This is a genomic window from Paenibacillus sp. VT-400, from assembly GCF_001029205.1.
GTDB classification, from domain to species: Bacteria; Bacillota; Bacilli; order Paenibacillales; family Paenibacillaceae; genus Paenibacillus; species Paenibacillus amylolyticus.
Genome location: NZ_LELF01000059.1, coordinates 89,984 through 116,635, shown reverse-complemented (window position 1 = coordinate 116,635; position 26,652 = coordinate 89,984). Strand labels below are relative to the sequence as shown.

The following is a 26,652-nucleotide window of genomic DNA, read 5'->3' as shown; positions in this document are numbered from 1 at the left end:
TGGAGCAGGGAAGGTGCCTGTTCCATTTTTTTGTGGTGCATCCATAGTAGAATTGTCTGAAAAAATAGCTTGACAGCAAAGGTATTTTCATTAGAATTAGATCAGTATTAAACGAAAGTTTAAAACGACGATTTAAAACGATAGTTTGAAATTAGTCGTCAATATAGGCTGAGTGAGACGCATGGATAAGCCTGCGATCTCCTGGCTGGAAAAGAGTGTGGAGAACGTGAAAGAACAAACAGCAGTACCCCAGGAGCCGGCAGAGTTTTCGCTTAAAGCCATTATACTGCCACTCCTGGCAATTATCGTCGGAATGATTATGGTTATTCTGGACAGCACGGTGGTGAACGTGGCCATTCCGAATCTCGTTCAATATTTCGAGACCGACCTGAAGACCATTCAATGGACGGTTACGGGTTACACCTTGGCTTTGTCTGCAGTTATTCCACTGGCAGGCTGGTTAACGGACCGTTTTGGTGCCAAAAGAGTATTTCTGTTCACGATTGCCATGTTTACCTTGGGTTCTGTATTATGCTCGATCGCTCAATCACCTGAGCAATTAATCATTTACCGTATCATTCAAGGCCTTGGTGGAGGCATGGTTGCTCCTATTGGTATGGCGATGGTCTTTCGTCTGGCTCCGCCTGAGCGAAGAGGTTCCATCATGGGGATGCTGGGAATTCCGATGTTGCTTGCCCCCGCATTGGGTCCGGTGTTGTCCGGGTGGTTTATTGAATCACTGAGCTGGCACTGGATCTTCCTGATTAACTTGCCAATTGGTATTGCAGCTTTCATTCTATGTGTCAAGTTTTTGCCGGATACAGATCGTGGACGCACACCTGCACTGGATCTGCTCGGCATGATTCTGGCGCCAATTGCGTTCTCGATGCTGGCTTACGGTGTGAGTGAGGGCGGAACGAGCTGGACGTCTGCAACAACTTTGACGGGTGTCATTGTGGGTGGTGTAGCGCTCATTTTGTTCATTATTGTGGAGCTTCGTCATCAAAATCCATTGCTCGAACTCCGGGTATTCAAATCATCTGATTTCTCACGGGGAATTATTCTCGCATGGGTGTCACAAGTGGCGCTGTTCGGTGCGATGATCCTGATCCCGCTTTATTTGCAGCAGATCAAAGGGTACACTGCACTGGAAACAGGATTGATTCTACTGCCACAGGCATTGGCTTCCGGAGTGGGTATGCCGCTTGGTGGTCGATTGTTTGATAAAATCGGTGCTAGACCTCTGGCCTTCGTGGGTCTGGGTATTATCTCAGGAGCATTGTTTATTCTGTCCTCCATTACGGCAGAGACAGGTCTTGGCCTGATTATAACGGCTCTGGTCATGATGGGTCTGGGTATGGGCTTGTCCATGATGCCACTCAATACGCATGTATTAAATGCTGCTCCGCGCAAGTTGGTTGGACGGGTGACACCGCTCACGGCCGCTGCACAGCAAGTGGTCGTGTCCTTTGCGGTTGCAGGGCTTACAGGCTTCCTTACTTCAAGAATCGCAGACAATACAACGAGTACAGAGCCGACCGCTATCGTTCATGGTTTGGTGGCTGGTTTCAATGATACGTTTTTCCTGGCCGCTTGTATTGCATTGTTCGGATGTTTGCTCAGTCTGATTCTGCGCAAACCTAAGCCGATGCCGGAAGAAGAACTTCAAAATGGCGACAAGCCTGATCCCGCGATGATGATGGGACACTAAGATTTTATAAAAACCATAAAAATCATAAAAACCATACTAAGGCAGTTCAGAGAAATTTTGCTGAACTGCCTTTTTTGCTATGCTCAATGGAAAATTCGCAGTGCTGTCATCATTTCACGGAAGGAAATGGCATATCGATCTGGTGAAAAAGACAAGCTCATATGCTGTCTGCCCTGAATGCGAATATACTCACGCAATTTCTTGTTATTCATGAGGTCCCTTGCTTCGGCTACAGCGGCCTCTACATTTCCAATTGGATAAAACTTACCAGTCTTATTATGTGTGATAAATGAACGCACACCATCCGAATCCGTGCTGAGCACCGGGCAGCCACAACTGATGGCTTCAGCGACGGCATAACCGAATCCTTCAAGCAGGGAAGTGGATAACATGATGCCCCCTGAAGCGGCAATCATGGAATAATATGCAGGCATCTGAGAGTGAGGAACATTGATGAAGATCCCAATCCGATCCTCAAGCCCGTATTCTGCCAGCATGTGCCGGAACATGACTTCATCTTCTGGATTAGCCAAAGTTGGATCGTGGAACAACCATAGTCTGGCTTCCGGATTTTTTTTGACGATTTCACTCGATATGATTAGATATTCACGCCAGTTTTTGTTGTGTTCAAGTCGTCCTACCCAAGCCAGCACCGGATAGGGTGGGGTATCCACCAAGATTGGTGCGAAGGTGTCTGTATCCAGCATATTGGGAATAACAAACCGATGAAGCCAGGGACAGATATGAATGAACATATCCAGCAGGTGGTCTGTGGGAGGTATAACGGCAGCATCACAATGAGCTTGGAGGTATGGGACACCCATCTGTATCGTTTCCAGAGCTTGATCGCGTGCTCCGAGTCCCTGCGCTTCAAAAATAATTCGTCCGGTATAACCAAGTCCTCTCAAGCGGCCGGGCATAGCGATGTCTGAAGTGGCAATGATGGCATCATAATGATGAGTATGGATGATATGATGGATATCCTCGTCACTGGACGCGGTGAAAATAGGTGTATCACTGTTGTTCTGCAATCCCGAGCCTGTGCTGAGATACAATAGGTGCGCTTCAATGCCATGGCGTTTCAGAACAGCGGTGCGCAGTCGATTTAACGTATCCACGCCACCGCTCGGAACATAAAACGTGAATAATACTTTCACACGATTCACCCTCTGACTTTTGGTCAGGAGCACATTCTCCTGTACTCTATGTTACGTTGGCTTTAAGCGCAGGGTGTGGGTGTTGGTCAGAATGTTCACATTTTGGACATATATTTTTAAGCTGTCTTTTAAGTGTCATTAAGCTGAGGCTAGGATAGCTCCCGTAATATACAAGGAACTTCCCGTGCCCATCATCTATTACATAAGTTCAACGTAACATTTACACGATAACGGAGAGGGCAGAAATAACTTGAAGAAGCGAAGCGGTCACCTTTATCAGCGGATTTTTCCTTCTGAATGAAGGAATCAAAAAAATCTGGGGATAACAGTGATCGGAAGGTTATTCTGCCATCGGAGTGCAAGTGTAAATATTTTCAGTTGAATTTATATAACGAACGATGCTGCACGGGTATTTTAACGGGAAAGGATGAATGATGTGCTCGAAGTGAAACAGGTCAGCAAAGTTTACGAAGGGCAACGCGGCGTACATCAACTGGATTTCACCATGGAACGTGGTGAGATTGTTGGCTTTCTCGGACCCAATGGTGCCGGAAAAACAACAACGATGCGTATGATTACGGGTTATGTGCATCCAACCGCGGGTTCCATTATGGTGGATGGGATATCGGTGCATGAGCAGGGTCAGCGTGTTCGTTCCAAGATTGGGTATCTGCCTGAAACTCCGCCACTCTATCCGGATATGACCGTGCAGTCCTATCTTAAATTCATAGCCAATTTGCGAGATGTCCCGGCACGTGAGGTTAAGCTGCGGGTCAGTGAGATGGTTAGCAGACTGGGACTTCAGGGTCGGGAAAGACAAATGGTACGTGGGTTATCCAAAGGATACAAACAACGCCTTGGGCTGGCAGGAGCCATTATTCACAAGCCGGATCTGCTGGTCCTGGATGAGCCAACATCGGGCCTTGATCCAAATCAGATTATCGAGATTAGGGATCTGATTCGGGAACTCGGGGAGAATCATACGGTGCTGCTCAGTACGCATATTTTGCCTGAAGTGAGCACGCTCTGTAATCGAATGTTGATCATCAATCAGGGACAGCTCGTGCTGGATGGTTCACCTCAGCATTTCGGATCAGCAATGGGGGATCAGTTCAAGGTGTCGATTGAAGTGAAGGCCACTGCGGAGCAATTACATAATGTGCTGACACCATGGGAGAAGGTGCGGAGTGAAGTCATTCAAGCGTCGGATGTGAGTACCAGCAAAGATACTTCACTTACTTCAAATTCAGCGGATACGGTTAAAATGCTGCTTACTGGAGAAAACTCGGAAGATTTCCGGGAGGAGCTGTTCTACCTTTTGTCAGGTGCAGGATTACCGATACTGGAGATGAAAAAGGAGAACCTGAGTTTGGAGCAAATCTTCCTGAAGCTGACCACAACCGAGGCAACAGACACAGACGCAAATTCGGCAGATGTGGATAAGGTTGTTGGGGCAGAGATGGATCAGGACGTAACTTCGGACATCGACTCTTCGAGTATATCGGGAACATCAGTTAGTACAGCAGCCGATGCTTCGCCCCAAGCTCGCAAAGGGGAGGACTCCAAATGAGACGAATGATGGCGGTATGTAATAAAGAGCTGCAAGCTTATTTTCTGTCACCAACGTCCTATTTTGCTTTTGCCGTATATGTACTGATGACCAGTCTGCTGTTCTATTCAAGCTTTGTATATTACCAGCCGAGTATTGTTGATTATCGTCTCGTGTTGGGCGATACGTTGTCCATGCTGCTATTTGTCGTGCCATTGTTAACGATGCGACTGGTTGCAGAGGAATTTAGACAAGGAACGGATGAATTGTTGCTGACTTCTCCGGCACGAGTAACAGAAATTATTTTTGGCAAATATCTTGCTTCTCTGGCCATTCTGGTCGTGCTCATCCTGTGCAGTCTCGTGTACCCTTTCATCATGTCGTTCTATGGGACATTGGATATGACGACGGTATGGATGTCTGCGCTGGGGTTATTTTTCCTGGGCGGAAGCATGATGGCGATTGGACTGTTCGCTTCTACATTATCCCAGCATCAGATGGTGTCTGCAGTGGCGGGTTTTATTATTTTGCTCGTTTTGTGGATGCTTGATTCATTCGCAGGCAATACAGGTTCTGTTTTACAGCAGTGGCTGGACCCGTTTGCTCTGACCAACCGGTTCGACAGCTTCATGAAAGGTGTGCTTAGTGGGCCGGATATCTTGTATTATGTCACCCTTTCGGGTGTGTTTCTGCTGTTAAGCATTCAAATTGTGGAACGGAAGCGGTGGAGGTGAGAAGATGAAAAAATGGTTAAGTCATACCAACAGTACCGTGCTGTCCGTAGCGGTGATTGGCATCTTTATTTTGCTAACACTGTTCCTGAATTCACTTGGCGGCTTCCAGCTGGATCTGACCTCGAACAAACAATACACGTTATCTGACCAGTCTCTTACTGCGATCAAAAATGTGAAGGATGACGTCAACATTCTGGTGTTAACGGTCGAAAATGCCAACAACACCGTCTTGAACCGTGAGGTCACGGATATGGTTGAGGAATACACGAAACGCAATAGCAAGTTGAAGCTAAAACAGTATAATCTGACGCAGGAACCTGCGCTTGCATCCAAATACGGCATAACAGGCAGCTCCATTGTGCTGGAGCAGGGAGATCAACACAAAGTGATTGATATCGCCAGTCTGTTCACCGCGACAGGGGACGGAAGTGACGGATCATATCAATTCACAGGTGAGGAAAAACTTACGCAGGCGCTCATGAATATGTCATCCACGGAGATGAACAAAATGGTCTTTTTGACTGGGCATGAAGAGCTGAGTCTCGCTCAGATGACTACGCTGCAGTCCTCCTTGGAACAAAATAATATGCAGACGGAAGAGTTGCAGCTGAATCAAGCTGGTAAGGTTCCAGAAGATGCAGATGTGCTCGCCATTATTGGTCCACAACGTGATCTCAGTGATACGGAAATGAAAGCCATTCGCACATATCTGAGTAATGGAGGCAAGCTGTTATTATCCCTCGGATTTGTAGAAGATATGAAATCCAGTTGGAAAAACATCGATGCCCTCATGGCTGACTATGGTGTCGTTGATGAGCATGCGGTCATGGTGGATAATCAGCAAGCCAGTACGATGGGGCCACTCTGGGTGGTGCCGGAGTATGGTACACATGCAATTACGGACAAACTCGCTGCGAGCCAATTGTATCCGATGTTGTCGCTGTCGATTGCGTTGACCAGCAAAGAACAGGATAAATATACTCTTTCACCGTTAATTCATTCTTCGAATGACAGTTATGGGGAGACGAATATCGGCGGCTTATTGCAGAATGAAACAACCAATGATGCCGAAGAGGACATTCAGGGACCCGTTGAATTAGGATATGCAGCCGATACGACGGATGGTAAACCGAAGGCAGTTATTCTGGGTTCGTCCATTTTCATGCAGGATTCGGAAATTGCGAATGGTGGCAATCGGGACTTTATTTTGAATACGGTAAACTATTTGAGTGAGAAAGAAAATGGATTGACGATTCGTCCACGGGTGCAAGCCGGGTATGAGATGGCATACCTGAATGGCGAACAAGCCAGAACGATTTTCTTCGTGGCTATTGTAGCATTCCCACTCATCTTTGTTATCATTGGTGTACTCTTATGGTGGAGGCGCAGACGAGTATGAGAAAATGGGTCCCAACGATTCTGGTGGTCATCGTACTAATTGTGGGCTGGGTGTACGCGGCCAGTCAATATTATTTTCGGGAAGAAGAAGCGGTTCAAGCCAAGTTGCTTGGTATTCAATCCGGGGATATCCAATCCATTACAATACATGACACAACGGAGGAGACATCCGGTACAACAGCATCTTCGACCCTGACGCTTGATAATGGCGTATGGCACATGGTTGAGCCAAAAGCCTATCCTCTGAACGGTTACAGTGTAAGCAGCTGGCTGGATGCTCTGAGTGGTGCAAATCAGGAACTGGTGGTGGAAGAAGCGCCGACGGATCTGGATAAGTACGGATTAGGAACAGATGCTACACGTATGGATATCAAACTCAAAGATAATCGGGAGATCAAACTGGCTATTGGCGGCCAGCTTCCAGCAGATGATGCACGTTATGTGCGTGTTGATTCGGGCCCTGTGGTTGCTGTGCAGACAGAGGCGATTAGCAGCATAGCCTTGTCTCGTCGTGATTTGCTGGACACGACACCTTTTAACATGGATGAGACAAATGTTGGGTCTCTGGAGTGGGAAGGTGAAGCAGCTACCTGGATGTTAACATCGACATCAGAGAACGATGCAGCAGAGCAGAGCTGGACACTTAATGGAAAAACGATTGAAGCCACAGATGCCGTATCTCTTATCGGCAAAATCAAAAATCTGTCGACAGCAGATGATGTGCGTAAAGCGTCCGAGCTGAAGAATTCGGTTCCACGATTCACCCTGTCTGTTGAACAGACGGTCAATGGGCAACAAGTTCGAGATGTGTATCGGGGACTTACGGTGCCATCCGAACCTGATCAGATCTGGGTTATTACGCCTGATGGTCAATGGGCATATGGCATGGATACGACAAGTCTAACGGAAGCCGAGAAATTTCCGGATACAATTAAAGCATCTACAACTTCTTCGGAAGAATCATCGAGTTCTGCAAATGACGAAACGACTTCCTCATCAACAGACGGGAAATGAGCGGGGCGGAAGATAAGTGATATTATTGCGTTGAGATGCAAATATGATTTCCAGGCAGTGCTGCGAACTAGCAGCACTGTTTTTTTATTTTATATAGCGAAGAATCTCACGGTCCACAGATCAAAACTAAAGATCAATAAACAAAGACCAAAACCAGAATACCTAAATCTACAGGGTAAGGTACCATATCCTTTCAGCATATCGGTACGTACAGAAGCGCATCCTATCTTTGTGACCAAAACCAACAAACATTGGAGGATGAGTACATGCCAGCAGTCAAAAAGGCAACAGCTATTACGTTATCATTATCTACTGCAATCTTTGTAATGGCCGGTTTGACAGGATGTGGCACGAATCGGGACACCAACAATATGCATACGCAAAGTGTTCGTCAGCAAGCCAACGGCATTAACCGTTATGGTGTGGAAACAAATGGCATGGATGGCATCCGTGCGAAAAGTTATCGCATGCACAATGTTACTGACCTGAAATCCAGTGAAGAGCTGGCAAAACGTATCACGGAGATGAAGGAAGTAAAATCCGCCCGTGTCATGTTAACGGATCGTAATGCTTATGTCGCGGTTCGTTTGGCAGATGGTCATGCAGGCAAGTTGGAAAGCAAGTCCAATGGTCGTACGAGCATGCTGAATGGAACGATGCGTAATCATGCCAGTGATACCATGCGTGGAGGCAACATGAATCACGATATGGGTGGTATGCGTGTGAATGGTGGTACGGGCACAATGTCTCCGTACAGCACTAGCGGAATTGCTCCAGGACTGAACACAAATTCGGCAACGGATCGCAGCCATATGGGGAATGACCGCAGCATCTATGGAACCATGGGCACAGGCCCCGTTGGTATGATGCGTGGTCTGACAAACAGCGGCAAAGCACGTGGGACGGACGATGGGCATTATGGTATGAAAAGTGAGGGACAACGTGTAGATAGCTCGGACGATAACACATCAGCTGAGATTAAGGGTAAGATTTCAGCCAAAATCAAACAGTTTGCACCAAATATCGAGAATGTATATGTATCAGCCAATCCAGACTTTGTGGAGCATGTCGAAAACTATGCCACAGATATTCGTAACGGTAAGCCCGTTAGTGGCATGATCGATACGTTCCAATCGATGGTGGAGCGCATCTTCCCAACGAACGGAACAGATACGAATAACCGTGATGGTATCCTTGACGATGGCCTGATGAACCGTAATCACAACGGTGGTGTCATGAATCGAATGAATCGGTAGTTCTGAAGACAGATGAACAAGTGTGCCTTTGCGCAGATGGTAACATCTGCTGCAGGGGCATGTTTGTTTTACATGATCCAATACATATACAATTGCATACGTTATCTTTGGACAATGAATCACATGTTTACTGCCCATTTTTCTTATAAAACTGAACCAACGCCCTTGACCTGACATAAGATGAGTTGACTGTATCCCCTTAACCTTGTTACACCAACACAACCCGAGCAAGGAGGGGTGAACATTGAAGGGTATCGATCATAAAAGCAAATTTTTGTTGACCCACCGTGAACGCGAAGTATTCGAATTACTGGTTCAAGACAAAACAACGCGTGACATCGCAGGGCAGTTATTCATCAGCGAGAAAACGGTGCGTAACCATATTTCGAATGTGATGCAGAAACTCAATGTTAAGGGTCGTTCGCAGGCAGTTGTCGAGCTGATTAAGCTTGGAGAACTGAAGATTTAGTTGCGAATTACAGTTAGGATGAAGTAGCAGCATGAAAGCCTTTCTCCTCTATTCTTTGTCATGAAGAATGGGGCAAGGCTTTTTTGCTGTTTCTAGTGGTTCTTAAAAAATTAACTTCCGTGACAAGCACAGATAGTGCGCTAAAATGATGCAAGGAAACAATAAAGTTTTTGTCAAGGGGTTAAAATATACTTTTGTAATATTATTTCGATTTATTCACTTCACCTTTTTTAGGTTGCATCAACAAAACTTAGAACGAAAAATAATAATGTGTATTGTAACTAACTATATAGTACTATTACTTGCATAGATGATGAAGTGAACATATATGAAATCTCTAATGCTAAAAAAATGGAGTTAATAATTTTAAAAGCTATAAGAAAGGAGGAAAGTTGATTAAGGAATTAACCGGAATATTTTTTGAAGTAATATACATAATTTTTTATGTTTTTTAGTATTGTAAGCTAATAAAAATAAAATTGTTTGAGGTGTTTAATGAAAAAGAAAATATATAAATGGGTGGGTTCAGAGAAAATTAACCTGAAAATAGTTGCACCTATATTATTGATTAATGTATTCTCATCATTGATTTGTCGGTATTTTCTAATAGAGAATTATTGGATAATGGCAAATTTCGTTAATACTCCTATTTATGTTACAAGCATTATTCTTTTGTTAATTGGTTTGTACAAAAATTACCGAGTGGTAAATAAATTTTCTTTAATTTATCTATTCGGAATAAATGCTGTATCGTTGATAAATATTCTAGAAGGTAACATTCTTTTAAGGGACATACTTCAGTTATGGTTTAAAGCAATCTCATTTATTGCTATTGTTATTCTGGGTTTAATTCTTCTGTGGAAAGCTAAAACTAAATTACTCGAAAATTTCAATTTGTATTTAATTATCAGTTTAATAACGGTTATTTTGAATTTTGGAGGATTCTATCTATCTTTATACTCGATGTATTACCCATATGAACTTCAAGGGTTCAAGATTGAACAAAATATGAGTTATTCACAAGCTGTAATGCCAATAGATTTTCTCTATTATAGTGCAGATGCTTTTTTTGGCACCGATGTAAGTGATGTTAGCCTAAGATATAATGATTACATGAACCTAACAGGTGATACTCTTGCTTCAAAATACAAAGATAAGTATGAAGATGCGAATTTTACTATTAGTATTGCAAAATTCGCTTCAATAGTTGAATCTATCCTATTTCTAGTATATATATCTATAATCGTATTAAATGCTGAAGGAATTAAAAGTAAGACAGAGTTAAAAGAATCGAGTTAACTTAAGACTTGTAAGTATTTTAATAACTCATATTCCGCGTACTTCAAACCACATCTCCAATGTGATGCAGAAACTCAATGTTAAGGGTCGTTCGCAGGCAGTTGTCGAGCCTGATTAAGCTTGGAGAACTGAAGATTTAGTTGCGAATTACAGTTAGGATGAAGTAGCAGCATGAAGCCTTTCTCTATTCTTTGTCATGAAGAATGGGGCAAGGCTTTTTTGCTGCTGATCTACAGTTTATTAATATCAGATAATTCGTTGTTATGGCATTGAAGTCACCCAATCATCATGTACAAAAATAAGCCACGTAATGAACCATCCGAAAGGTTATCATTACATAGCTTATGTTGAAAATTGAACATTCATTAATTCAAAGTCGACTTTGCAAGAAGCTCTCATCATAAAATCAATGCCAATAATTCCGTCAAAGCCATAAGGCTCCTGAATTGAACCAAGTTGAATTGGAAAATCAGTCAAAGCAATATGCTCAATATGAAGATTGGGAATATGTTGTTCATAGCAAATTTCGTTCGTTCCACCTACCCCATACATTCGCTTAGCTCGTCCATTAATAAAATCAAGCTGTATACCTACTGCAGCTAATGCTTTGGTATCAAATACAGTTGCTGCACAGCCAGTATCAAATAAAATATTATGCAAAATGATAGATTGTTCATTATGTCTTATGGTCAAGGACACGATAGGTAAGCCTTGCTGTAGTTGTAGTTTCATGTTCGTTGCCGCACTCCTGAGAAAAATTCCTCTACTACCTCAACATCGTTTCTGCTCGTATGAAATACGTATAACTCGCGTGTCGGATGGAGCTTGTGCAGTTCTTTATAACCGCTCCAGGCTTCTTGAGGATTATCATAGTTTTGAATAACAGCGATATCCTCTAGTTGACGTACATGGTTGCTGGAGCTTGCCTTGATTGCTTCCACAAGTACAAAACGATCTGGGTGTAATTCAGTAATCTCTTCCCATTTCATCGGCATCACCTCGCTTGGATAGTCGTATTTGTATTATAGCATAGTTGTTTAAGGATGCAGGAAGTAAGCACGGAGGTTTCAATTTCATGGTACAATTGTAAAGTAAATGAAATCTAAACACATTAATTTATTTCTTTATAAGACTGCTATAAATAGAGGTGATAATCAATGACATTTAAAAAGAATTTAGATATAGAAGCGATATTGGAAGCAATGAGCAGAGATCATCTTGTATTGTTTGTAGGGGCTGGTATTTCAGCAAATTCTAATTTACCAAGTTGGATGGGGCTCATAAAAGAATTTGCTGTAGGTTTAGGTATTAATAGAGAGGTAAACTCAGATGATTTTCTAAAAATCCCTCAATATTTCTACAACCAGAGAGGTAAGAATGAATATTTCAAAAAGATAATGGAAATTTTTGACACATCAGTGTCTCCAAATTTATTACATGATTATATTTTAAGGTTTAAACCCAGACATATAATAACAACAAACTATGATAATTTAATTGAGCAAGCAATTGAGAAACATTTTATGTTCTATGATACTGTTAAAGAGGATATTGATCTTCCCTATTCATCAAACGGAAGAATGCTTATTAAAATGCACGGGGACTTAAAGAGAAAAAATATTGTACTAAAAGAAGATGATTATTTAAATTATTCTACAAATTTCAAGTTGATAGAATCTTATATTAAATCAATTTTTATCAACAACACTGTACTTTTTGTAGGTTACTCACTTCAAGATTATGATCTGAAGTTAATAATGAAAAATGTGCAGGGTATCTTAGGTGAGCATTTTCAGAAGGCATATTTAGTTGATTCTTCAGATAATTCTAGATTATCGGTGGAAAAAGAGTATTTTAGGAATCTCGGTGTAAATGTAATTGATAAATTTGACATTCCAAACAAATATTTAGATAAAGAATTTCCTGAGCTTAAATCCTCCCAAGGGAAGAATGTTGTTAAAATTTTAGACTACATTTTTCAATATAAAGAGTCAGATCAAAATCCTCTAGATTCTTGTTATGAAAAGCTTCAAGCTTTTAATAGCTTGAACACAATAAGAGTCAAAGATCTGGTAAATCTATTTGATATAGATAATTACTTTATAGAAAAAGGTGGGAAGTTAAAATTATTTCCCTCTAAAGATGAAACCTATCATAGTGATCTTTTAGAACACTTAAACACTATAAAACAGTCTTATGAACAACAAGATTGGGAAATAAAACGGAAATATGACTTTATAAAATTTACGTTCGCAAAAACAAGACTGTCAGAGATGAGTGTTGGAAAGCAAAGTTTTACTTTTGATTTTTCATACAATAATGAACCCCGCATTATTAAAGATATTCTATTGAATGATTATTTTTCAGTTAATCTTGTAGCTAAACAAGATTATAAAATGATTAATGACTTCGAGAATAAAATTATTAATGAACTAATGAGAGCATATGCTAAGTATTTGGTCAATCAATTTGTTTCTGCATTTGAAATCCTTGAGAAAATTTCATTAGAATCGTATCGAAATAAAGATTTTATCTTACTCTATATTATTGAATTCAACAAGAGATATCTAATTAGAAAACTTAAACGTAACACTGGTGTTCAAACTGTAATTTCATTGAATGACTTAGGAGAAAGTGTTTTTATTGAACAAATTACTAAGATTATTGAGACATATGAACATTCGAACCTTAAAATAAATGATGTATATGAGATGCTAGCTCAAAAAGATAAAGATAAAGTTAAATTTATTCACGATTTATTGCAAGAACAAGGGTACGTTTCACAACAACTACTTCGTATTAAAGAGTTAACTGAGAAAGTAACAAAAGACTTAAATACCAGATTTGATAGTCCCAATTCTACATCAGTTAATAATATGGTAAGTAATGTACATGAGTTTTTTGATTACACACACAATAATTTTATTATGGTGGATCAATATTCAGAAGTGAAGGAATACTACTATTCTTATATAAAATCGCTCCTCAGTACTTATTCAGTCAAAGTAAAATCGGAGGTCCAAACAACTCAAGACTCTCTTTTTTCTGGATTTTTCCTTCATAGATTACCGAATCATAGTTTTTCGCGCAAAGATGTCATTATAATCATGAAATATTTAGATTGTAAAAAACTAAATGAAATATTTGAAGAATATGATATAAATGAAATTGAGATATCATTTCCAAGTATCCATTTAAAGGGGTTATTCTCGAATTTAATAACAAGCTATTTAGAAATTTATTATACTATTGGTTTGAGAGAGATTCTTAAAAATATGTTATGTTTATTTGGTAAGATTAAGATTGATCCACAAGATTTAAATGAGTTAATCGATGATATGCTAAGGTTGTTAAGTTCGGGATATGTTGAGCATGATATTTATTTCACATTATTAAAATTCTTATATGATCAGAAGCAAAATGATAAATTAGAATCACCGTTAATCGCAAAGTTAACTATAGCTTTTATCAACAAGTTATTAGATTATAAGCATAACGGTCATCAAGGAGGATTCGAACTTGATGCGCTCAATAATAACAATTACATTCAAGGACTAATCAATCTTATTAACCAGAGTGAGTATGAGAATTTTAGTATTGAATTAGATATTGAAAAGTTAATCATCTCAATTGAACATGGCAATCTATCAAATAATAAGCGCAGTATATTACTTCAAGTTCTAATTCCACTATATAGATTTATGGGACCAGTAGATCAGAAGTCAGTAAAACTCATTTTAGAAGAGTTCTTATTACAGAACTTTGAAGTTAAAATATATGGTGCAGCTTGTGAGGCTGGTGTTTTACAATCAACTGAGTATTTTGAAGGAAAACTGTTTTTAAAAATACAACAAACGAAAAATAAAGTTGAAAACAGTTCGATGAAGAGTTATCCTGATCCGTTAATAAGCGAATTGGGGGTCCTGGTTCTACTTTTACGGCATAACAAAATAAATAATAAAGATCCTTTCACTAAGTTTATTGGGACTGATGATTTTTATGATCTAGTGATACAAGAGAATAATTTCGATTTTCAGAAATTCAATTTAGATTGGTTTCCATACCTTAGTGAAGATGAAATTAAAAAGATACTTAGTAGCTCGAGTAATAAGGAGATTCTAAGAAAAAAATTTGTGAAATCACTTGTCGAAGATGAACTGGGATATCAGATTAAAAAGTTTTATTTAGACTATTTTGAGATTTGATACATTTAAGTGATATATCTCAGCGTACTTCAAATCCTATCACGAATGTGATGCAGAAACTCAACGAGAGCTGAAGATTTAGTTGCGAATTGCAGTTAGGATGAAGTAGCAGTATGAAAGCCTTTCTCTATTCTTTGTCATGAAGAATGGGGCAAGGCTTTTTTGCTGCTATGGACCATGAAATGAAGGAGTTAATACTAAACTGAGGGAAGATCCGAAGTGCAGCATCGCTTGTTTTCATTATTTTGGTAGACCATAATGATTACATATATGAAGCAGATGAGATTGTAGGTAAGGCTTTAAAGTGAAACAATGACTTGAACAAATGGTTGGGATTTTTTTGTACTACATCTATGTAAGTTAAACTACATATTACACTAGAACGTAGAGGACAGAAATGACCTGAAGAAGCGGAGCGTTCGCCTTTATCCCTAGATTTTCACCTTATAAAAGGATTCGAAAAATCTAGGGGTAACCGTGATCAGAAGGTTATTCTGTCAGCGAAGTGGCAAGTGTAACGATTCGGTATTTCAACTTTATAATAAAAAATGAAAGGACGAGCTGAATGGACCGTTTCTTAAATGAATTCGAAGAACAATTTCGAGCGGGTTTTCTCCCCGATCTGGAACAAACGCTGGCTAAAGTGCAACATGAAAAAGTATATGCTTGTGCATTTGGCACAGACAGTGATTGGGTAACGCTGTTCATGGCGGTAAATACAGAGGAATCCCTGGCTAGGCATATTTCGAGTATGAAGGAACAGGGTTTGTGCGACAGCGAGCAGGACGAGATCTATTACAGATGGGGCTGCTCCGAATATCAATATGGCGAGGATACGCACTTTAACCACATCAGCCGATTGTTGTATGCAACAGAAGATGTCCAGAGGTATAAGAATGAGATCATTCGAATCATTGCCAAAGTTGTGAATGAGACAGCAGATGAAGTTTTTGCCCGATATGGACAAACCAAAGCAGACATTACGTTCTTTGTTTCTCTCACAGATGACGATCTGGCGGAGGAGATTGAAAATCAATCGGTTCATCACATGACTGTCCGCAGCTTAGCCAGCAACTTCTTAAAACGATATGATGGCATGAATTAGAACGAGTTGACTTGAGTTAAATTGAATCAAAAGAATTGAATCGTAGTACCACGAAAGTCTTTCCTATTCTTTAATCCAAAGAAGGGAAGAGGCTTTTTTTGTTTTAGCGTGAAAAAATGAAATAACCGAATTCATATCACTTATAGATTCCTATTCGTTTGAATGAACATCCTCCATCTTTTCTTCGAAAATGGCTGATAAAAGAGCTGCTCCAATTGCTCAAACTGTGCATCATTCAGATGAAGATGGAGCGCTCTTTTCGCTATTTTGGCGGCAGGCTGGGAAGAAAATTTTCGGCCTCCGGCTTTTCGTTTGATCGGAATATGAAATTGCAGCAGATCTTCGAGCTGATTCCAGCCTTCCCAACTCAGCCGACCTCCGCGTTTCCAGTCGATGGCATAGAGGGCATAATAGGCATGTCCTTCTGTTTGTTTGGTAGCAATAATCCAGGCGGAAGGAATGAACTTTTTCCGTTGTCTTTGATTCATTGAATTGCTCCTTCTTTTAATACGATCATATCTAGATTCTCAATATTAAGGACATCCACTATGCGTATCAAGCAGGTGAGGGTCTATACACGCTCAGCATAATTGCAAAAGTCATGTTAAATCCCTCTTGATTTGCAGGATCGTCTTGATTAAAATGGAGTTATAAAAATGATTTTCTTAATTTATTAAAAATAAATAAAAATAATTTTCATAAAGCGAGGTCCTCATGGCAGCCATATTACGTGCGTTGCAGCAAGAACTGAATAACCTTCCGGCTCAGGAGCGACGTATTGCCGAAGTCATTATGCAATCTCCATCGAACATTCCCGGCTGGACGATTAGTCATCTGGCAGAGCAGAGTGGCACAAGTGCGGCGACGGTGACCCGCTTTTGCAAGTCGTTTCATTTCAAAGGTTTTCCCGATTTCAAAATGAAACTCGCCGCAGAATTGTCCCACGCATCTGATGAAACGGCGTATCAGGATATTGTAGCGGGCAATTCCCTATCCAAAATTGTTGAAGCTATCGAAGCCAACCACCTCGCGTCTATTGCAGATACCACTCGTTTGCTGGATTTGGGCAGATTGGAGCAAGCAGTGCAATTATTGTGCCAGGCTCGCCGCATCGATCTGTACGGTGTGGCTACCTCTTCGATTGTTACACAGGATTTCTATCAGAAACTTGTGCGGATTGGCAAAAGCTGTACGGCTTTCTCCGACTCACACATGCAGATTACATCCGCATCTTCGCTCGCCGAGGGAGATGTGGCGATGGCCGTATCCTATTCGGGCGAAACACCAGAAACCATCGATGCCCTGCATTGTGCCAAACAGGCCGGAGCTTCTACGATTTCACTGACTTCCTATGGCAGCAACACGCTTGCAACGGTATCGGATATCCCACTATTCACCTCTTCTCTGGAAGAAGGCATGAGGCGTGGAGATATGGCTTCACGTATTGCACTGCTGCATGTGGTCGATATTTTGTTCACAGGCATGGTAAGTGCCGACTTTGACCGTTTTATCCCCAGACTGGAACAATCCTATCACAATGTGCAATCTTATCGAGTCCAACACAACGGAGGTGCCTGACAGATGAAGATGAATATACGCATTTTTGAAAATGAAGAAGATTTGAACGCTACAGGTGCTGGCCTCATTTCCAGCTTGTTGCAGACCAAACCACGGGCTGTATTGGGGCTTGCGACAGGAAGTTCTCCTGTAGGCATATATAAACAGCTTATCACGCTATATCAGAAGGGGCTTGTCAGCTTCTCACAGGCTTCTTCTTTTAATCTCGATGAGTATGTCGGACTTCCAACAGAACATCGTGAAAGTTACCGCAGTTTTATGAACGAACAATTATTCAATCATATCGATATAGATATTACTAGAACGCAAGTGCCTGATGGTCAGGCTGCCGATCTGGAACAGGAATGTAATTCCTATGAACAAAGGCTGGACGATCGTGGCCCGGTAGACCTTCAACTGCTGGGCATCGGACATAATGGTCATATTGGCTTCAATGAACCGGGAACTGAACTTACAGGACGAACACATGTCGTGGATCTGAAAGACGAGACGAGAAAGGCAAACGCACGCTTCTTTGACAGCATTGATGAAGTTCCGGCTCAGGCGATTACAATGGGTGTCGGTACCATTTTGAAAGCCAAACAGATTCTGCTCATTGCCCGTGGCGAGGAAAAAGCCGAGATTATTCGCGAAGCTTTTATGGGCCCAATCACAACGGCCTGTCCTGCATCGCTTTTGCAATGTCATCCAAATGTGGTGGTACTGCTGGACCGTGCGGCAGGGAGGCTGGTGAGATGACCGAGGAGAATAGCCATGTTAGCTGGGGCCAGCGTGATGAAAATATTTCTCTTCTTCGGGGCAAGCTGCTCCTTGCAGATGAAATACTGGAAGACGGTGTAATAGCCTGGAGGGATGGGGAAATCCTTTATGCCGGGATACCGGAAGGTCTTCCTGAACGGATTCGAAGCGAGGCTTTGCCGCTGTCAGTACCGGAATGTGGTCTCATTGTGCCTGGATTCATTGATATCCATGTGCATGGTGGGAACGGAGAAGACTTTATGGACGCAAGCCCGGAGGTGTTGGACAAGATCACTTCTTTTCATAGTACACAGGGCACAACAGCGATGCTTGCGACTTCCATGACGGCTCCGAAAGAGCGCCTGGACAGCGTACTTGCCGAAGTCGACCGCTATCGTTCGAGTGAAATGCCCTATGCACAGCTTGAGGGTGTGCACCTGGAAGGTCCGTTTTTTAGTCCGAAATGGCCTGGAGCGCAAAATCCGGAACACATCATTCTGCCTGATGTATCTTGGCTCGAAGCATGGGAGAAGCAATATCCTGGCCTGATCCGTCAAGTTACGTTGGCACCGGAACGTGAAGGCGCGTTGGAAGTCATTTCATGGCTGCGAGAACAACGGATTACAGCGGCACTCGGCCATACAGATGCGACCTATGAAGAGGTGGAGCGGGCAGTGGAAGCCGGACTGCATCATGCGGTACATACATTCAATGCCATGACACCGTTGCATCATCGGCTACCCGGGGCTGCCGGAGCCGTGCTGAGTGATCCGCGCATCAGTGCTGAGGTGATTGCCGATGGTATTCACGTACACCCTGCGGCGATATCGATCCTCGCTCAGCTGAAGCAACATACCGATCAACTCGTGTTGATCACGGATGCCATGTCTGCTGCGGGATTGGATGATGGGGAATACAAGATCGGTGACCTGCCCGTAATCGTGAAGCATGGCGAGGCCAGACTGAAGGACGGCGGCGCATTGGCGGGAAGCACACTGACGATGATTCGCGGTTTCCGTTACCTGGTACAGGAAGTGGGCCTGAGTCTGAACGCTGCATCACGTGCAGCAAGTCTGACACCGGCACGCCTGCTGGGCATTGATCATCGGACAGGTTCCCTGGCTCAAGGAAAACAGGCAGATATCGTTTTGCTGAATGCGGAGCTGGATATTGAGGGTGTGTGGGTGAAGGGCAGACGGATCGGCGAGTCATATTAGATTTAGAAAATTAGTATCGAGCTAATAACTCTCATTTGTGATGCATCAGCCTTCGGAGTTAAAACTTGGCTTTTATCTGTGGAGAGGCAACACCTTGCACAATATGTTAAAATAGATCTCAAAAAGACGGGATCTGCGGATCACGCATAACGGAGGCGTGAAACATGGAACGTAACGCTATGCTCGAACATGATCCGTTCATCACAGTGTTGGCGGAGAAGTTGCACATACACGGATATTATGCCTTTTATGGCGAGCATTACAATGAGACCGATATGGAGCTGTACCGCAGGCATCTGTTCACATCATTCAGCAACATCGTATGGGTAGAGCTGGATGCACGCAAAAAGTATATGATTGTTGATCATCGTGGACGCAACACGGTCATGAAACTGATCGAAGGTATGCTGAACACGCGCAGAACGCTCCGAGCAAACCAGGCAATGGCAGGTACGGACACCGCTGGAGTCCAGCAGGAGATCACACATTTATCCAAGCTTGTGCACATGCTGAAGTTCACAACATTCCGCACATAAAGGGGATGAGGGGAGTAGAATCTGGAGGATGTACCGAAAGAGGGTTTCTCCTTCTAGTTACAGGGCTAATGAACGTCAGCCACGTTATTCCGGTAGAAAATTGATGCATGACATGCAAAACGAGGAAATAAAGCGTCTACGATTCGTTATATCGTCAAAACTGCGGATTTTCGTCGAATAGCAAGTGCGCAGTTCGTTAAAAAGTAAATACCGAACCATTGAAACGAAATAGATCTAGATCACCAATTATAAAAGGGGTGTACCGTCATGAAGTTGGACGGCACGCCCCTTTTATATACTTATATACCTACCTATTACCCTTCATTTGTAAAGTAGGCTCAATCCTAAAATCAGTCTGAGACAAGCTGTAACGTAGTGAAGGGGACGAATTCGATTCAAACAAAAACGATGACCTGTAGGCCACCGTTTTTGTAATATCTATCTGCCCTACTCTATGAAGTTGAGTAAATAATTTACACGTTAACAGCGATCGGAAGCTTATTCTCCCCGCGTAGTGACCTCCGTGTAAGAGTGTTTACAAACTCTTCAAAAACTGAACAATCGTCAACAACCCTTTATCAAAGTTCTCCAGGTTGAAGTGCTCGTTCGGTGCATGCAGGTTCTCATCCGGTAAACCAAAGCCCATCATAACAGCAGGGATTTCGAGTACACGTGAGAGCTTCTCAACAATCGGAATGGAGCCGCCATCTTTGGTAAAGAGGGCACGAACGCCATACACGTGCTCATACGCGTCTGCTGCTTTTTGCAGAATTGGATTGGAAGGATCGGTGTTGAAAGCAAAAGCTTTTTCGATCTGTTTCACATGCAGCGTTGCACCTGGTTGAACGTGAGCGCGCAGATGTGCTTCAATACGATCCAATACATGTTGTGGATCTTGATCCGCCACGAGGCGGCAGGTGATTTTGGCATGAGCTTCCTTCGGAATAACCGTTTTGCTGCCTTCGCCTTGGAAACCACCCCATACGCCATTCAGTTCCAATGTTGGACGAGCGCCAACACGTTCCACGAACGAGTAACCTTCTTCACCGTACAATTGCTCCAGCCCGAGGTCTTGACGAAGCTGTTCTTCATTGAAGCCTTGTTTCACAAATTCTTCTCTCATCTCAGGAGACAGTGGCAGTACGCCGTCGTAGAAACCATCTACACTCACACGGCCTTGCTCATCATGCAACGAAGCGAGCAGGGATACGAGTGCGTGCAGTGCGTTAGGTACACCACCACCAAATGAACCGGAGTGCAAGTCGGTATTGGCTGTGTTCAGATCTACGTGAAGCGAGCAGAGGCCGCGCAGGCCAGTGGAGATCGCCGGTTTACCTTTTTCAAGCAGGGACGTATCCGAGATCAGTACCATGTCTGCACGCAGCTTGTCTGTATGTTCATTCAGGTAGATGGGCAAGTTCGGGCTGGAGATTTCCTCTTCGCCTTCGATGCAGAACTTGATGTTAACCGGAAGTTCTTTGTTTTCGGCCAGAATGGCTTCAACTGCCTTGATATGTAGGAAAATCTGTCCTTTGTCATCCGTTGCCCCACGGGCATACAGCTTGCCATCACGAATTGTAGGTTCAAAAGGAGGTGTCTCCCACAGGTTAAGCGGATCAACAGGTTGTACATCATAGTGTCCATAGATCAGCGCCGTCGGTTTGCCCGGTGCATGCAGGTGATCTGCATAGACAATCGGATGTCCAGCCGTTTGAATGACCTCTACGTTTTCCATGCCTGCACGTGTGAGCGCATCTGCTGCCCATTGTGCTGCACGGTTAATATCCTCTTTATGCTCTGAAATGGCAGAGATACTTGGAATGGACAACCATTCATTCAGTTCTGCCAGGTGTTTTTCTCTATTTTGTTCAAAATAAGTCTGTTCTTTCATTAAAAAGGCCTCCTTCATGTTTGCTATATCTCATTGTAATCCATTTTGTCATGTTAATAAAACATTGGTTAAAAAAATGATCGGTTACAGATCGTTTCATTCACCTGAGGATTGTGCGTATAATACAAGAAAAGGATTTCATCCATATATTCTCAGGGGAGTTGAGGAAGTTTCCATGAAAGTCAGACCCGATGCAAGCAGGCAGGTGAGCAGCGATGGAACCGACTAGGAGCGATCGAATATTTGGCAGAATCAAGCGCTTATCCGATTTGAAGGCTGGAAGGCATAAAGGGCGATTTTATCGAAACAGCCTCATGCTGATTTTACTCATTGCCAGCATTCCCGGGCTAATCACAGGTATCGTCATGTATCAACAGGTTGTTGGCCGGATGGAAACCGAGTTCAATCAGATGCATCAGAACCAGATCGAGAACCGGGCACGCAATGTGGATGACCAGCTGGCTTATCTGGAGATGAACTTATCCCATTGGGCTTTTGAACCGAGGTTTGGCAATGCTTTGCGAACGCTGGATTTTGTGTATTATTTTAATGAAACGCAGGAGATTGTGACTACCTTATATGTATTACAAGGTTCCCATCCACTGATCAAGTCAGCACAGCTGTATTTACAAGAGCCTAAGCCAATCTTGTTTAATCGGGATTATACCGAATTGAACGATGAAGCCAAAGTACAAGCATATGATCGATACCTTTCCATGGGGAACCACGTGTACTGGACAGACTGGGTTTCCAGCATCAACAGAGATACCGAACCTTCGACCAACGATAGTCCACTGCATACGGATGCAGGCAATGCACTTGTTCTAGTACATAAGATACCGGGGGAGAGCATTAATCCGTTTGGTGCACTGATCATCACGCTGGATAACGAGAAAGTCGCCAGTTTATTGAAAACGCTTACTCCGTATGACGAAGGTTTAACGTTCCTTATGGATCAGGAAGGAAACACACTGGTTACCGGGAATCCGGGAACGGCGGGAGAGACTTCTGCTTTTGAGCAGCAGCTAAAAGAAGAAGTAGCCCTGCATGCGGGCAGCCGCTCATTCCTGTTCCGATATGAGGATCAGACCTATTCTGTTTCATACGGTTCATTGAGTCGGATCGATTCAGACTGGACTTACGTCTCCGCAGCCCCTTTGACCTCAGTCACTTCGCCAGTCAAGCTGGTATCCAAAATCATCGTCATTGCGAGTGCAGGCAGTCTCATCCTGGGATTGTTGTTATCCTGGTTTGCTTCCCGCCGCATCTATTCGCCTGTAGCGCGGATGCTGCATCTGCTTACGCCTGGCAGAAACGAAACAACACCAACGGATGCCAAGCTGGACGAGTTTGAGCTGCTGGAGCAACAATGGAACGAACTGACCTCCCGCAATGTCACGGCACATCGCCAATTGCAGGAGCAGCTTCCCCATCTGCGCGACAGTTTTGTTTTACAACTTGTACAGGGGCATCTATATGCCTATAGCGAGCAGGATCTCCAGCAGCGCATGCGTCATCTCGGGTTTGAGTTGGAGGGCCAGCAGTATTTGTTGGTGCAGATGTATTTTACGGGGTACGAGCAGCTGCAAGGCAGATTTGGAAGCCAGGACACGGGATTAGTCACCTTTGCAGCAGTGAATATTACACAGGAAGTTGCGAAAAATTATTTCAGGCAGATCAGTGTCATGAACTTCCATGACCTGTCTTCCGCCATGCTTGTGATTGCTCCCCAGGACGAACCTGTGAAGTCACAAGCGCTGTTATGGGGACAGGAACTGGTGGAGGTCATTGGACGTACGCTCAAAATGAAGGTGACCTTGATGGTCAGTCGTCCGGCAGCTTCACTTCAGGAACTGCCCGGACGATTTGTCGAGATGGAACAGGCCGTGGCTTATCGCAGTGTGGAGGAAGGAAGTCAGATTCTCGATCTGGAGGATGAGGCGTGTTTCCGCAGAAATGAAGCAGCTTCCTATCCACTTGGGCTGGAACGGGAGTTGTTACAGGCGGTCAGGCTGGGCAAACAAACCGAAGCGGAACGTGTGCTGGAACAATTCATGAGTGAAATTACGCGGACGGGCAGTACCGAATTTCAGGTGCAACAGATGATGCTTCAATTGCTCGGTAGCATTCAGCACATGATGCTGCAAACGGGAGTCACACCTTATAAGCTGTTTGGTGGTAGCAACATGTATGAGCGCTTATCCGGTATTCGTGAACCTATACAGATGAGACAATGGATGATGAATGAGGTATTCATACCTTATATACAAGAGGTTGAGGTACGATCGCAGGAACCGCTGAAACTAGTGGTGGAACGAACGATGTTGTACATCGATACACATTACCGCAGCGACATTTCGCTGGAAAACTGTGCTGACGAGGAGCAGATGACACCCTATGCACTGAGCAAGGCATTCAAACAGGTATCGGGCATCAACTTTATTGATTATCTGACATGTGTGAGAATGGATGCGGCGAAGCAATTGTTACGGGAGACAACGATGAAAATTAATGATGTTGCGGCGGCTGTGGGATATCAGCATAGTTATTTTAATCGGATTTTCAAGAAACAGGAGGGAGTTACCCCGAGTCAGTATCGCGATCAATGGTTCGGACAATAACCGTTTATATATTTGTCATTTCAAACCGGCATTCAGCTTTAGTGAATGTCGGTTTTTTCTTTTTTTTACCGTGATACAAAGAAGGATAAACCCGCAAAAATGTGCAATTCTACCTGCTACGTTATGTGCAATTTCTTGTGAAAATAGCGTTATAGCGGGCTTTTCGGCCATCATGTCGCAGCAATGCAAAAAATGAAGGTTGCCGGAAACTAGGCGTCTGTATAGTCTGAATAACAGATAAATTGATAACGCTTACATCGTTGAGGGAGGGGAGACATGATGAACGGGAAGACGGACTGGAATACCAACGGCACTGCAACTGCTCAAGCGGATATGGCAACAAGACCATTAAAACAGGAGTCCAATTGGAAAAGGCAGATCAAACGAAACAAATGGTTATATGTGCTTGTACTTCCCGGCTTTTTGTACTTTGTCATCTTTAAATACTTGCCCATGTGGGGGGTCATCATTGCCTTCCAGGACTACCAGCCTTTCCTGGGCATCCGGGAGAGTAACTGGGTGGGGTTAGAGAACTTTACGAACTTTTTCTCCAATCCGGACTTCTTCCGACTATTACGTAATACGCTGGTCCTTGCCCTGTATGATCTCATCTTCTTTTTCCCGGCACCAATCATTATCGCTTTGTTATTAAATGAAATTCGGGTCGCTTTCTTCAAAAGAACGATTCAAACGCTGGTCTATGTACCCCATTTTGTATCGATGGTGATTATCGCCAGTATCACGTACGTGTTCCTGACCCCGCAGGGCGGAGTGTTATACGACCTGATCGCCTGGATTACAGGCAAGCCCATTGATGTACTCTCCAGTCCGGGTTCGTTCCGTCCGCTCATTATTGTTCAGATGATGTGGAAGGAGATGGGTTGGGGCACGATTATCTTCCTGGCGGCCCTCGCAGGTGTCGATACGGAACAATATGAAGCCTCCATTGTAGATGGCGCCGGACGATTACGTCGGATGTGGCATATTACGCTTCCAGCGATTCGTACGACCATAGTCATTTTGCTTATTCTCCGATTGGGGAACTTCCTCGATACCGGATTTGAGCAGATCTATCTGATGACCAACTCCCTCAACCGGGATGTCGCAGATGTGTTTGATACGTATGTGTACACGGTGGGGATTACGCAAGGTGCATTCAGTTACAGTACCGCTGTTGGACTATTCAAGTCTGTGGTGGGGATTATCCTGGTGCTTGGCAGTAATAAACTTGCGAAAAAATTCGGTCACCCCGGAATTTATTAAGGAGGAGCGCCCATGAACAGCCGTCTATACAACAGCCCTGCCGGCAAGGTATTTGATATCTTCAATTACGTCATGCTGGGGATTCTGGGCATATTAACCGTCCTTCCTTTCCTGTATATTATAGGGAATTCTTTCGCAACTGAAGCCGAGATCACCGAACGCAGTTTTTTCCTCATTCCGAAGGTGTTTTCCTTCAGTGCATATGAGTATATTTTCTCCTCGTCCACGATCTTTCGCAGCATTGGTGTTTCCATTTTCATCACGGTGGCAGGTACACTGGTCAATCTGTTCTTCACCCTAACGATGGCCTATCCACTATCCAGAAGTGACTTCTGGGGCCGTAACGTCATGATGAACATGGTGATCTTCTCGATGTTATTCGGCGGTGGCATGATCCCGACGTATCTCGTCATTCGTGGACTGGGACTGCTTGATTCCTACTGGGCCCTTATGCTTCCTGGCGCGATCAGCGCTTTTAACTTAATTGTTGTCAAAAACTTTTTTCAGCAAATGCCGCCCGGGCTGGAGGAAGCGGCCCGCATCGACGGCTGTTCGGATCTCGGGGTGCTGTGGCGAATCGTTCTGCCTTTATCGAAGCCGGTCATCGCCACGTTCGCCTTGTTTTACGCCGTAGGACACTGGAACAACTTTTTCTCGGCACTGCTGTACATTTCCGACAGTGACAAATGGCCGCTGCAAGTCATGTTGAGGCAGATCGTATTACTCTCGCAGGCCAGTGTCGGAGATATGGCGAACATGGACCCCAATTTTGTACAGCCACCAGAGCAGTCGATCAAAATGGCGGTGATCGTTGTGGGTACCATTCCGATTTTGCTGGTGTATCCGTTTTTGCAGAAGCATTTTGCCAAAGGTGTCATGTTAGGTTCAATCAAAGGCTAAAGCCAAGGGGG

22 protein-coding genes and 1 pseudogene are annotated in these 26,652 nt (G+C 43.5%); 18 read left to right on the top strand and 5 right to left on the bottom strand.

The window, feature by feature from the left end:
- Window positions 1–181 precede the first annotated feature (181 nt).
- Window positions 182–1,711 (top strand): DHA2 family efflux MFS transporter permease subunit, encoded by a 1,530-nt coding sequence (locus tag EL84_RS07380; protein ID WP_235431498.1) that lies wholly within the window; start codon window positions 182–184, stop codon window positions 1,709–1,711.
- Between the two features lie 83 nt (window positions 1,712–1,794).
- Here EL84_RS07380 and EL84_RS07375 read toward each other — a convergent pair whose 3' ends face one another.
- A complete protein-coding gene (locus EL84_RS07375; RefSeq protein ID WP_235193923.1) occupies window positions 1,795–2,868 on the bottom strand; it encodes a glycosyltransferase family 4 protein in 1,074 nt (357 codons plus the stop codon).
- A 436-nt stretch (window positions 2,869–3,304) separates the two neighbouring features.
- Here EL84_RS07375 and EL84_RS07370 point away from each other — a divergent pair, with 436 nt between their 5' ends.
- From EL84_RS07370 to EL84_RS31675, 8 genes and pseudogenes are all read left to right on the top strand, one after another.
- Complete coding sequence (locus EL84_RS07370) at window positions 3,305–4,438, top strand: ABC transporter ATP-binding protein (RefSeq protein ID WP_053061413.1); 1,134 nt, start codon at window positions 3,305–3,307, stop codon at window positions 4,436–4,438.
- Window positions 4,435–5,151 carry an ABC transporter permease subunit gene (locus EL84_RS07365; RefSeq protein WP_047841224.1) on the top strand — a complete coding sequence of 239 codons (717 nt, stop codon included), beginning with the start codon at window positions 4,435–4,437 and terminating at the stop codon, window positions 5,149–5,151. The genes EL84_RS07370 and EL84_RS07365 overlap by 4 nt, the downstream gene beginning before the upstream one ends.
- A gap of 4 nt (window positions 5,152–5,155) precedes the next feature.
- Entirely contained in the window at window positions 5,156–6,550 is a 1,395-nt protein-coding gene (locus EL84_RS07360) for a GldG family protein (RefSeq protein ID WP_047841223.1), read from the top strand.
- On the top strand, window positions 6,547–7,563 hold the full coding sequence (locus EL84_RS07355) for a DUF4340 domain-containing protein (RefSeq protein ID WP_053061412.1): 1,017 nt from the start codon (window positions 6,547–6,549) through the stop codon (window positions 7,561–7,563). The genes EL84_RS07360 and EL84_RS07355 overlap by 4 nt, the downstream gene beginning before the upstream one ends.
- 266 nt (window positions 7,564–7,829) lie before the next feature.
- On the top strand, window positions 7,830–8,819 hold the full coding sequence (locus EL84_RS30755) for a YhcN/YlaJ family sporulation lipoprotein (protein WP_053061411.1): 990 nt from the start codon (window positions 7,830–7,832) through the stop codon (window positions 8,817–8,819).
- 244 nt (window positions 8,820–9,063) lie between these two features.
- Window positions 9,064–9,288 (top strand): helix-turn-helix domain-containing protein, encoded by a 225-nt coding sequence (locus EL84_RS07345; protein ID WP_017692532.1) that lies wholly within the window; start codon window positions 9,064–9,066, stop codon window positions 9,286–9,288.
- 495 nt (window positions 9,289–9,783) lie between these two features.
- Entirely contained in the window at window positions 9,784–10,587 is an 804-nt protein-coding gene (locus EL84_RS07340) for a hypothetical protein (protein ID WP_047841222.1), read from the top strand.
- 43 nt (window positions 10,588–10,630) lie between these two features.
- A pseudogene (locus tag EL84_RS31675) lies at window positions 10,631–10,727 on the top strand (LuxR C-terminal-related transcriptional regulator); the annotation flags it as partial.
- A 202-nt stretch (window positions 10,728–10,929) separates the two neighbouring features.
- Here EL84_RS31675 and EL84_RS07335 read toward each other — a convergent pair.
- Window positions 10,930–11,319: an aspartyl protease family protein gene (locus EL84_RS07335; protein WP_047841221.1), complete on the bottom strand. Its 390-nt coding sequence runs from the start codon at window positions 11,317–11,319 to the stop codon at window positions 10,930–10,932.
- Complete coding sequence (locus tag EL84_RS07330) at window positions 11,316–11,576, bottom strand: hypothetical protein (RefSeq protein ID WP_047841220.1); 261 nt, start codon at window positions 11,574–11,576, stop codon at window positions 11,316–11,318. Before EL84_RS07330 ends, EL84_RS07335 begins: the two co-directional genes overlap by 4 nt.
- A 168-nt stretch (window positions 11,577–11,744) precedes the next feature.
- Here EL84_RS07330 and EL84_RS30750 point away from each other — a divergent pair, with 168 nt between their 5' ends.
- Entirely contained in the window at window positions 11,745–14,792 is a 3,048-nt protein-coding gene (locus tag EL84_RS30750; protein ID WP_053061410.1) for an SIR2 family protein, read from the top strand.
- Window positions 14,793–15,357: 565 nt separating this feature from the next.
- Window positions 15,358–15,897 (top strand): DUF4303 domain-containing protein, encoded by a 540-nt coding sequence (locus tag EL84_RS07320; RefSeq protein WP_047841219.1) that lies wholly within the window; start codon window positions 15,358–15,360, stop codon window positions 15,895–15,897.
- Between the two features lie 140 nt (window positions 15,898–16,037).
- On the opposite strand, the gene EL84_RS07315 is transcribed toward EL84_RS07320, so the two are convergent.
- Window positions 16,038–16,385, bottom strand: coding sequence for a hypothetical protein (locus EL84_RS07315; protein WP_047841218.1), 348 nt, complete (start codon window positions 16,383–16,385; stop codon window positions 16,038–16,040).
- 226 nt (window positions 16,386–16,611) lie between these two features.
- Between EL84_RS07315 and EL84_RS07310 the strand changes: the two genes are divergently transcribed.
- From EL84_RS07310 to EL84_RS07295, 4 genes are all read left to right on the top strand, one after another.
- The gene (locus EL84_RS07310; protein ID WP_047841217.1) at window positions 16,612–17,475 is read left to right on the top strand and encodes a MurR/RpiR family transcriptional regulator; all 864 of its coding nucleotides are present in this window, start codon (window positions 16,612–16,614) and stop codon (window positions 17,473–17,475) included.
- Between the two features lie 9 nt (window positions 17,476–17,484).
- Window positions 17,485–18,213 (top strand): glucosamine-6-phosphate deaminase, encoded by a 729-nt coding sequence (gene nagB, locus EL84_RS07305; RefSeq protein WP_047841345.1) that lies wholly within the window; start codon window positions 17,485–17,487, stop codon window positions 18,211–18,213.
- Window positions 18,210–19,430: an N-acetylglucosamine-6-phosphate deacetylase gene (gene nagA / locus EL84_RS07300; RefSeq protein WP_047841216.1), complete on the top strand. Its 1,221-nt coding sequence runs from the start codon at window positions 18,210–18,212 to the stop codon at window positions 19,428–19,430. The genes nagB and nagA overlap by 4 nt, the downstream gene beginning before the upstream one ends.
- A gap of 164 nt (window positions 19,431–19,594) precedes the next feature.
- Window positions 19,595–19,966: a hypothetical protein gene (locus EL84_RS07295; protein WP_047841215.1), complete on the top strand. Its 372-nt coding sequence runs from the start codon at window positions 19,595–19,597 to the stop codon at window positions 19,964–19,966.
- Window positions 19,967–20,501: 535 nt separating this feature from the next.
- Here EL84_RS07295 and EL84_RS07290 read toward each other — a convergent pair.
- A complete protein-coding gene (locus EL84_RS07290) occupies window positions 20,502–21,857 on the bottom strand; it encodes a dipeptidase (protein ID WP_047841214.1) in 1,356 nt (451 codons plus the stop codon).
- A gap of 215 nt (window positions 21,858–22,072) precedes the next feature.
- Between EL84_RS07290 and EL84_RS07285 the strand changes: the two genes are divergently transcribed.
- From EL84_RS07285 to EL84_RS07275, 3 genes are all read left to right on the top strand, one after another.
- On the top strand, window positions 22,073–24,478 hold the full coding sequence (locus EL84_RS07285; RefSeq protein ID WP_082218903.1) for an AraC family transcriptional regulator: 2,406 nt from the start codon (window positions 22,073–22,075) through the stop codon (window positions 24,476–24,478).
- Between the two features lie 333 nt (window positions 24,479–24,811).
- The gene (locus EL84_RS07280) at window positions 24,812–25,741 is read left to right on the top strand and encodes an ABC transporter permease (RefSeq protein ID WP_047841344.1); all 930 of its coding nucleotides are present in this window, start codon (window positions 24,812–24,814) and stop codon (window positions 25,739–25,741) included.
- A gap of 12 nt (window positions 25,742–25,753) precedes the next feature.
- Window positions 25,754–26,641, top strand: coding sequence for a carbohydrate ABC transporter permease (locus EL84_RS07275; RefSeq protein ID WP_017692544.1), 888 nt, complete (start codon window positions 25,754–25,756; stop codon window positions 26,639–26,641).
- Window positions 26,642–26,652: the final 11 nt, after the last annotated feature.